The following is an 8987-nucleotide window of genomic DNA, read 5'->3' as shown; positions in this document are numbered from 1 at the left end:
TGGCCCACGAAGGCCAAGGCACACAAGGCAATCTTCGAATACATCGAGGGCTGGTACAACACCCGCCGCAGGCACTCCAGCCTCGCCTACCTCAGCCCCACCACCTACGAAGCTAACCGACATCAGCCAGTCGATCAGGTAGCGTGATCACACCTCATCAACCCCTGTCCGTCAAAACGGGGCAACCCCAGAGGTGTACTGACAGCCTCTGTCGGAGTGGGGCTGTCAGTGCACCTCGGCCGAGTTCCGCGGCACGCTCGACGCCGCAGGCATCCGTCCGTCGATGGGGCGTGTCGGCTCGTGCTACGACAACGCGGTCGCCGAATCGTTCTTCGCCACCCTCAAAACCGAGATCGGAACCCAGGTCTGGGCCAGCCGAGATGACGCCCGACGAGCCGTCTTCGCCTACCTCGGCTACTACAACCACGACCGTCTACATTCGACACTCGACTACCGGACGCCCCGCGAAACCCACATGAGCTATCGTCAAGATCTCGCCCTCGTGGCATGAAACCCCGGTGTCCGGTTCCTGGGGGCAACCTCATCTACCGCCTCGAGCCGTGACTTGGCTGCCCAACGTGGTCTCGGCAGTGGCGAACCCGGCGGTGCAGTGCCGGTGCAGCATGGTGGCCGGGTCGACCGGGACAATCGTGTCCCGATGTGGGCGATGAGGGTCTCGGATCAGAGCAGGCCCACGCGGTGGGCCACTGCCACGGCCTCTGTCCGCGAGTTCACCGACAGCTTCGTGTAGATGCGCGTCACGTGCGCGCCGACGGTGTTCACCGAGACGAACAGCTCGTTGGCGATCTCGCCGTTTGTCCGCCCGCGCGCCAGTACCCTCAGCACGTCCAGCTCCCGGGCGGTGAGGCCGATCCCGTTACCGACCGGGGCCGGTTCTGGCTTGGTGAGACGGGCCCGCCGCGCGAGGTCTGACAGCCGGGACAGCAGCGGGGCCGCGCCCAGCGTGGCAGCGATGTCGTGGGCTTCTGCGAGCCGCAGCCGCGCACCGGACTGGTTGCTGTCGGCGAGTGCGGCTTCTCCGGCCGCAGTGAGGCACTGGGCGAGCTCGTACCGCGCGGCGAGCGCACGCCACGCGCTCGTGGCCGCGTCCCAGTCGGGAAGCCTGTTGCTCGCCGTCGCCTCGAACGTCAGCCGGCACGCCAAGTTCTCCGGGGTCCGCGCCTCGAGTTGGTCCAGCAACGCCCTCAGCCGCATCCAGCGGGCCCGCACCGACGTTGCGATCGCGCGATTCCTGGGCGCCGCGGCACGGCGGGCGCGCTGGACCCGGGCGCCGACCAGCGCGGTCTGGAAACCTCGGTACTCCACCGCGACAAGAGCCGGGCCGTTGGCGAGTATGGCCCCGAGTACACGGTCGGCGTGCTCGGGGTCGCCCTCGACGAGCGCGAGATCGCAGCGCAGCAGCCGGGACGGCAGCAGGAACGGGCCTGCGTCGGAACTGCTCTCGATGCCCGACTCGATCGCGTCGAGGCGCTGGGCCGCGGCCGGGATATCGCCCCGGGCGGTGGAGACCATCGCGACCATGTAGTTCAGCCCGGCGGCGACCAGTGGGGCCGGGCGGCGGGACAGCGCGTCGTCGGCGATCTCGAGAACCTCGTCCCACCGGCCGAGCGGCAGCAGCGCGTCGGCCAGGTTGACGGCCTGGATGGTGCCTCGCGCTCGCACCTGGCCGACCCGCTCCGCGTGCTCGAGCCCACGCCGGGCAACCTCGGCCGCGCCCGCGTAGTCACCCGCCGTGCGCAGGACTTCGCAATGCCAGGAGTGGCACTGCAGCATGGCCGCGTCCGCGTCCGCGTCCGCGTCGGCTGCGGCGGCGAGCCGGGTCGCCTCGGCGAACCGGCCACGTGCCGCATCCAGGTCACCTGCCCAGGCATCGAACAACCCCAGGCAGGCGAGCCCCCTCGACCAGCTGGTGTCGTCGCCCTGCCTGCGGGCCAACTCGACCGCCTCCATGGCGTGCGCATGCGCGGGCCCTGGGTCGTCGGCCATCACATGCAGGGTGGCGGAAATCACGAGCACCCGGCACCGGACGTCGTCGGCGACTCCGGGCGGCACGAGTGCGACGGCGGCAGCCGCGCAGGCGAGCCCGTTCGCGTCGGTCCGGTTCTCGTGCAGTCCCCGGTAGGCGAGCAAGAGTGCGGCACGCGCGGGTTCGGCACCCGCATCCAGCAGCGCTAGCGCGGCCGCGGCATGCTCACGGCCGGCCGTCGATGCACCGGCGTCCATGGCGGCGAACGTGGCTTGCTCGTGCACCGAGGCCAGGTCCGTGTCCGTGCACTCGGCCGCATCCGGCACGAGTGGCCACAGCTCAACGACCCGCGCCAGCTGCCGTAGCTCCTCGTCGTAGGCGAACCGCACCCGAGATCGCGTCGCCGCCGCCAATGCCGAACGCAAGGCCGCAGGCCGGTTGCCCGCGAGGTACCAGTGCCTGGCGAGCTCGGCCGCGTCGCAGGACGCACGCCGCGCGAGCACAGTCGCGCACCTGGCGTGCAACCGCCTGAGCCGAGCAGGCAGCTGGTGGGCGTACACGGCCTCGCGGATCAGTTCGTGCCGGATCACGTAGCGGTCGCCGACCACGGTCACCTGACTCCGGTCGACCAGCACCCGCAGCGCCGACTCCAGCTCGCGGTCCGGCAGCTCCGCGACCTCGCCAAACAGCTCGTCGTCGGCACCGGAACCGGTGACTGCGAGCACCGACAGCACCTCTCGCGCCGGTTCGGGAAGCCGCGCGACCCGCTGGAGCAACAGGGCCTTAAGGGTGTCAGCGGCGCTGTCCCCCGCGTCCCACAGGGCCTCGACGAACAGCGGGTTCCCGCCGCCGCGGACATGTAGCTCGGCGACCGTCGCCGGGTCGGGTGCGGTGTTGCCCAGCTGACACAGGTGCTCGGCGACCTGCGACCTGGTCAACGGACCGAGCTCGATCTCGACCACGTCCGGGCGCCTGCCGAGCTCGCCGATTACCTGGCGCATCGGATGGGTGAGATCCAGCTCCCCGGTGCGGACCGTGCCGACGAGCAGTACCCCGGACGAGCCGAGGTTGCGGGCCAGATAGACGAACAGCTCCCGGCTCGCCACGTCCGCCCAGTGCAGATCCTCGACGACCAGTACCAGCGGCCGCCGCGCGGCGATCCGGCCGAACAGGTGGACCAGCTTCTCCAGCAGACTGCCGCGGCTGGCCGCCTGCGGGTTTGCCTGCTCGCCCGTCAGCCAGGTTGTCACCTCGGTGGCCAGGTCCCTGGCAGCGGTGCCGAGATCCTGGACGAGCTGGCGGAGGATCGCGACGAAGGGCACGTACGGCGGCCCGCCCGCGCCCAGCTCCAGGCAGCCACCGGTCAGCACCAGCGGGTCTCCGGTCAAGGACTCGGTCGCGGCGGCCACCAGGCGCGTTTTGCCGATGCCAGCCTCGCCGAACACCAGCACGGTGATCGGCCGGTCCCTCCGCGACCGCTCGTAGGCGGCGCGAACCGCCGCCAACTCCTGGTCGCGGCCCACCAAGGCCGTGCTCGTCACCCGCGGTCCTCCTTCAAACCGGACCTCGAACTCACGTGAACACGTGATGCGACATTACTCTGCCAGCAGGAAGGCTTCCGGAGAGCTGTTTCACTCACGGAGGACGCCGATGACGACGCCGCAGGGGGCGAGCACCATGCCCCGGTACGCGATCCTGATGTACGCCCCGGCGCCGGGGATCTGGCCAACTTCCCGCCGGACGAGCTCGCCGCCTACGTACGGCACGGCGCGTGGCCGCTTGACCCGCGGCACCACCACCCTCCAACAGTCCCTTCCACGACACATGGGAGGTGCCGGCTGGCATCGCGGTGATCGAGGCCCGCGACGACGACCACGCGGTGGAGATCGCCAGCCGCAATCCGAGCAACACCAGAGGCGGCGTCGAGGTCCGCGCCCTGCTCTGACGACGCACGGCCGCCGACCGGCTGCGAACCTACCGAAAGGCAACGATGCGGACCGGAGATGGGACGCGGATCATGACAGCCTGGTTCGAGGCTGTCTGCACGGCCAAGCCTCAAGGCGCGGCCGGGCGGAGACACCGGCGTCCACGCCAAAATCACGCTGGCGCGCAACATGATGGTCACCAATTCATAGACGAGACACGACTCGTGGTGCCCCTCACGGTGGCGGACGCTGTCTGCTTGATAAGACCGCGCACGCCGCGTTGTGGCTGTTCGAGGTCGAGCACACGCCGTCGGCGCGCTTCTCCTCGTCTGCAGGGGTGGGAGCCCTGGTGTCTGATCGGAACCCGCGTAGTCGAGCCCAGTCAGTCCGCGAAGGCGAGTTGTACGGCATCAGCACGGCACAACCAGGTGTCCTGCGGTTTCAAGGCGTCAACAACGTCATTGGCGCTCCCTGTATTCCAGAACGACCGCATCCTCGGCACATCGGGTGGCGGGCGGTGCCGCCGACTCGCGACCAGGTGGTCCGGTTGATCGGGGATTCGTACGGCGATCGGACGACACGGCTCGGGTCGGCGAAACATGGTGCGTCGGACATGGTGGCCAGGGGGAAGGTTCGGTCATGACGGTTCGGTTCCTACTGCTGGGAGCGGTCGAGGTACGGCGCGGCAGTGTTCCTGTGCCGATTCCCCCAGGGATGCTACGCAGCCTGCTCGCGTGTCTGCTGCTTCGGGCGAACCAGCCGGTTCCGATCGACTCGCTCTCCGGCTGGCTGTGGGATTCGACGACGCCACGTGACGCGCGCACGACGCTACGCGGCTACGTGATGCGGCTGCGACGTGCGCTGGAGTCCGGTGGGGTCGTCGGGCGCTTGGAGCGATCCGATGGCGGCTACATGATTCGGGTACATGACGGTGAGCTGGATCTGCACGACTTCCATAGGTTGACGCGGCAAGCCCGGGCTGCGGCGGGGGTTGGCGAGGCGGCCAGGTTGTGGCAGAAGGCTTTGGGGCTGTGGCGGAGTGAGCCGTTGTTCGACGTGTCGGCACAGCGCTTGGTGCGTGAGGTTGTGCCGGTGTTCCAAGAACAGCGGGTGGAGGCACAGGAGAACCGGATCGAGGCGGAACTGCGGTTGGGTCGGCACACCGCCTTGATCGGCGAACTGCGGGAGCTGGTGCGGGAATACCCGCTGCGGGAACGGTTCTGGGCACAGTTGATGCAGGCGCAGGCCCGGTCCGGGCGGCAGGCCGAGGCGCTGGAGAGCTACCGGACCGTCCACCGCCTGATACGCGACGAGTTGGGCGTCGAACCCTCCGCAGAGCTGCGAGACCTGCACCGCAGCATATTGACAGGAGAAATCACCAGCCCGCCAGCAAATCCCGAAGCAGCCTCGGTGCCAGCACAGCTTCCCGCAGACGTGTTCGGCTTCTGCGGGAGGGCGGACCTGCTCGCCAGGCTCGACAATCTGCTTCCGGGTGACCCAGCGAACACCAACCCTTTGCCTGTCGTGGTACTCAACGGTGCGGCCGGAACAGGCAAGACAGCGCTGGCGGTGCACTGGGCTCACCGCGTGCGGGATCGCTTTCCCGACGGACAGCTCTACGTCGACCTACGCGGCTGCGGAGCCGACGAGCCCGTAGACCCCACCCGAGTGCTGGCGTGGATATTGCGGGCCTTGGGCGCGGCGGCCCCACCAGACGTGGCCGAGCGGTCAGCCCTGGCGCGAACGCTGTTGGACCGCAGGCGGATGCTGGTCGTGCTCGACAACGCCCACACCGCCGACCAGGTGCGACCATTGCTGCCAGGATCCGGGTCGTGCCTGGTGGTGGTGACCAGCAGGGACACGCTGTCCGGTTTAGTGGCTCGCGAGGGTGCCAGGCGGATCGAGGTCGGGTTGCTGTCCACTGAGGAGGCGCTGGAACTGCTGCGCACTCTGCTCGGCGATCAAATCGACACCCACCCTGTAGCAGCATGTACGTTGGTCGGTCGGTGTGCCCGGTTGCCGCTTGCGCTGCGGATGGCGGCCGAGTCGATCTTGGGCCGCGTCGGCGGCGGGTTGGCCACGGGCTCCACGGGTGAGTTCGTCCGCAGCACGGATTACGGCAGGTAACGGGTTGCGGGGCTGGCTTGGCGGAAGAAGTCGTGGGTGAGCGGGGTGCGCCCAGATCAACCCGCAGGATCTCGTCGATGACCGGCTTGAACTGGTCCAGCTTCGACGGCCGGGCCGGATACTTCTTACGCGGCTCGGGCCAGGCCGAGGCCAGCGCCTTGTCGACGGTTCGCCATCCGACGCCGTACTTGCGCTGCAGCGCAAGTACGGACAGCCCTGCACGGGCATCCCGGCGGATGGCGGCGTAGAGCTCGACCTTCGACAGGGCCGGCATAAGGCGCTCCTCCCGAGCACATCGATGCTCCCACCGCAAGCAACCCCGTGACGCCAGAATTGGGACTGTAGAACGTTCGGTTTGCGCCGTGAGGCGCTGTTGATTCGAGCGGAGGTGGAAGACCTTCGCCGCTGATCCTGTCGCAGCAGGATGGTGAAGCTGGAGGCAACCTGGTCCGGGTGGCGCGGGGAGGGCGGGAGCAGCCCTGACAAAGCCGGGACGTGTCAGCACTGCCAGATGGTGCGGGCCCGGTGAGCGTGACGGAGAGGAGCACGCGAGGAACCGGCGTTTTACGTCCCTCAAATTTGCACCGGCTCGAACCTGGCGGATCTGGCCGGAGGCGGTGCGAACCCGATCCGGCGAAGGGGTTGGGGAACTCTTGGGGTGGTTTGCCGATGCTGCCCGGGAGGCCACGAGGAAGGTCTGCGGCGTACTCGTGGCGATGCTGCTGGGACAGTCGGGCTCCTACTTCGCCGAGCGAACCACAGTGAACACGGGAACCGTCCTGGACTTCACCCGTAGCCTTATGTCCAATGTGGATTGACAGGTTGGGTGCGCCGACCACCGATCGGCTTGGGGCGGGGCGGAGCCGCCGTAGGTCTCCGAGTCAGGGAAAGCCTGCTCACATGGGAAGGGCGGCAGCGGGATCGAGAATGGAAGGAAGGATGCTGCAATGCCGAAAGACGCGCCACCGAACGGTGGTGCCGCGTCGGACGAGATAATGCACGGCTCCGACGACCGGTCGGTGGGTGCCGCGATCGAGTACGCGGTCGAGATCCTCAACGTCGGCACGGTGGTCGTGTGTGGACACTCCGACTGCGGCGCGATGAAGGCGCTGGTGAACGGCGGCGCCTCCCGCGGCTCGCACCTGCATTCGTGGCTGCGCAACGCCGAACCGTCGCTGATCCGCTTCCACGCTCCCACCGCGCCCGGCTGCGCGGAGCTGCCGGTGGCCGACCGGCTCGCCGTCGCGAACGTGGCGCAGCAGCTGGACAACCTGCTCGGCCACCCGAGCGTGCGGGAGGCGATCGCGGCGGGCACGCTCTCGTTGAAGGGCATGTACTTCGACATCTTGAACGCCCGCGTGTACCTGGTGGACCCGGACCGCAACGGGCTCGAACCGGTGCCCGCACCGGCCTAGAAAGCGAGGAGCCGCCCCGAGAACGGGGCGGCTCCAGCAGTTTCACCCGCAGGACAGCAGGTGCCGATCCACGAGCACTCGACGTCGAAGCGCTCCTTCGCGGGAACCTTCGTGCGTTCCTGCTCCGGTGCCTGGCGCTGCTGTGGCACCGACTCGACCCCTCCGGCGTGGCCACCTGGGCACCGCCGTCGGACGCGAGCCACACGGCGACCTTGTCCTCGACAACACGCCGCGCTGCGGCCGGTCACCGGAGACGAGCAGGTGGTCCGCATGTTCGCCGACGGCGGCATCGACAAGCTCCAGGGCACCCTCACCGTGCACCCGACCGCAGTCAACGGCAACCCGGCACCGTGGCTTCGTCTCGACGGAGAGATCGACGGCGTCATCGCGCTCCGCGTCGAGGACACCCACATCACCGGCCTCTACTACGTCCGCGACCCGGAAGACCGTCCCATGTCGCGTCCGCCACCCCGCTCACTCTTCACTGATCACCGCTGCTAAGCCCCGACAAACTGGCGCGTGAAGGCCCGCACTCTCAGATCAGCGTGGGCCTTCACGATTTCCCGTCCATCAACCGAGCGTGTTGATCAAAGCGGCCACCCTGCCTGCATCAGGCCGCTCACCGATGCGCCATGCGTCCGTCGTGAAAGCGCATCAGTCCAGGGTCGTTACAGAGGATGCCCTTGTAGTAGGCGTTGGTCACCCTGCCGGGGTCCATACCCCAGAAGTCCGCCTCCAGTCGCGTTGTTCCTGGCGGGACGCACTCGTCCCACCACTCACCTCCGCGCACGTCCACGCGGATCCAGATCTTCGACCCGTCGCTGGTGCAATGCGTGTAGTAGGCCTTAGGGCTGTCCTTCCAGAACCCACAAGCCGCAACGCTCATGTCTTGGGCTGATGCCGGAAGACTTCCCAACGCCAGGGCAGAGATCATTGCCGTGACCAGAACCAGTAATTTACGCGCGATCATTACTCGGCACCCTTCCTGTATCGATACTTCGGTCAACTGAGGGGATGGCAGTCGCGGCCGAGAAGCTCGGTCCCGCGCCAGATGTCTCCGCAGATAAGCGTCCCCTTCGCGAACCCGTACTGGTACAAGTACTCACGCTTGGCCCTTGCCGGGAAGTTGGGATATTTGGTATCCCAGGTGTCGATTGTGCCAGGAGGGCCGAAGATGTGCACACGCGCGTTGGTGATCGTGAAATAACAAGCGTTGAAGATGTCCACCCTGTCAAGGGTGACACGATCGACGAGGGAAAACTTCGTGTAGTACACCCTCGTCGTGGTGCAGCCGTCGGTGAAAACCACCGATTCAGCGGCCTCTGCCGCAGAACTGACACCGGCTGCCCCCATGGTGATCGCCAGCGATGAAAGCAAAGTGGCGAGCTTTCGTTTGAATTGCAACGTGTCCCCAGTCTTGTTCGGCTATTGATATCGAACGTGAAGCAGGCAATGCGTCAACATCGAAAGCACCAACTCCACCTGCTCTTCGAGCCGGGCCGCAGTCGGTCCTTCACCATCGGATCATTCACG

The 8987-nt window shown here is 67.5% G+C and carries 9 protein-coding genes and 1 pseudogene; 6 read left to right on the top strand and 4 right to left on the bottom strand.

Translation table 11 applies throughout. The features are described from left to right. Both IG04_RS45820 and IG04_RS0133970 read left to right on the top strand, forming a co-directional pair. Positions 1-147 (top strand): IS3 family transposase (locus tag IG04_RS45820; protein ID WP_084590036.1); only part of this gene is annotated, 147 nt, incomplete at its 5' end. 61 nt (positions 148-208) lie between these two features. Beyond that, entirely contained in the window at positions 209-511 is a 303-nt protein-coding gene (locus IG04_RS0133970) for an integrase core domain-containing protein (RefSeq protein WP_084402228.1), read from the top strand. 170 nt (positions 512-681) lie between these two features. Here IG04_RS0133970 and IG04_RS48750 read toward each other — a convergent pair whose 3' ends face one another. Both IG04_RS48750 and IG04_RS46840 read right to left on the bottom strand, forming a co-directional pair. Next, on the bottom strand, positions 682-3528 hold the full coding sequence (locus IG04_RS48750) for a helix-turn-helix transcriptional regulator (RefSeq protein WP_030480832.1): 2847 nt from the start codon (positions 3526-3528) through the stop codon (positions 682-684). Between the two features lie 90 nt (positions 3529-3618). Further along, on the bottom strand, positions 3619-3780 hold the full coding sequence (locus IG04_RS46840) for a hypothetical protein (protein WP_157513051.1): 162 nt from the start codon (positions 3778-3780) through the stop codon (positions 3619-3621). A gap of 17 nt (positions 3781-3797) precedes the next feature. Here IG04_RS46840 and IG04_RS45815 point away from each other — a divergent pair. The 4 genes and pseudogenes from IG04_RS45815 to IG04_RS0133935 all read left to right on the top strand — a co-directional run. After that, a pseudogene (locus IG04_RS45815) lies at positions 3798-3932 on the top strand (YciI family protein); the annotation flags it as partial. Between the two features lie 619 nt (positions 3933-4551). Further along, positions 4552-6039, top strand: coding sequence for an AfsR/SARP family transcriptional regulator (locus IG04_RS0133950; RefSeq protein WP_084402226.1), 1488 nt, complete (start codon positions 4552-4554; stop codon positions 6037-6039). A 947-nt stretch (positions 6040-6986) separates the two neighbouring features. Next, on the top strand, positions 6987-7454 hold the full coding sequence (locus IG04_RS0133940) for a carbonic anhydrase (protein WP_030480830.1): 468 nt from the start codon (positions 6987-6989) through the stop codon (positions 7452-7454). Between the two features lie 270 nt (positions 7455-7724). Continuing rightward, on the top strand, positions 7725-7955 hold the full coding sequence (locus IG04_RS0133935) for a hypothetical protein (protein ID WP_211257864.1): 231 nt from the start codon (positions 7725-7727) through the stop codon (positions 7953-7955). A 118-nt stretch (positions 7956-8073) separates the two neighbouring features. Here IG04_RS0133935 and IG04_RS44495 read toward each other — a convergent pair whose 3' ends face one another. Continuing rightward, on the bottom strand, positions 8074-8424 hold the full coding sequence (locus tag IG04_RS44495) for a DUF6355 family natural product biosynthesis protein (RefSeq protein WP_051771235.1): 351 nt from the start codon (positions 8422-8424) through the stop codon (positions 8074-8076). A gap of 32 nt (positions 8425-8456) precedes the next feature. After that, entirely contained in the window at positions 8457-8831 is a 375-nt protein-coding gene (locus IG04_RS0133925) for a hypothetical protein (RefSeq protein WP_144065762.1), read from the bottom strand. Between the last annotated feature and the right edge of the window lie 156 nt (positions 8832-8987).

It is taken from the genome of Lentzea albidocapillata (assembly GCF_000719115.1).
Taxonomy (GTDB): Bacteria; Actinomycetota; Actinomycetes; order Mycobacteriales; family Pseudonocardiaceae; genus Lentzea; species Lentzea albidocapillata.
The sequence above is the reverse complement of the archived record's forward strand: the minus strand, read 5'-3'. Positions and strand labels throughout refer to the sequence as shown.

Excerpts from the sequence above, each read along its gene's own strand:
- IG04_RS0133950 (WP_084402226.1), top strand. The coding sequence starts at position 4,552 with ATGACGGTTCGGTTCCTACTGCTGGGAGCGGTCGAGGTACGGCGCGGC.
- IG04_RS0133940 (WP_030480830.1), top strand. The coding sequence starts at position 6,987 with ATGCCGAAAGACGCGCCACCGAACGGTGGTGCCGCGTCGGACGAGATA.
- IG04_RS0133935 (WP_211257864.1), top strand. The coding sequence starts at position 7,725 with ATGTTCGCCGACGGCGGCATCGACAAGCTCCAGGGCACCCTCACCGTG.
- IG04_RS44495 (WP_051771235.1), bottom strand. The coding sequence starts at position 8,424 with ATGATCGCGCGTAAATTACTGGTTCTGGTCACGGCAATGATCTCTGCC.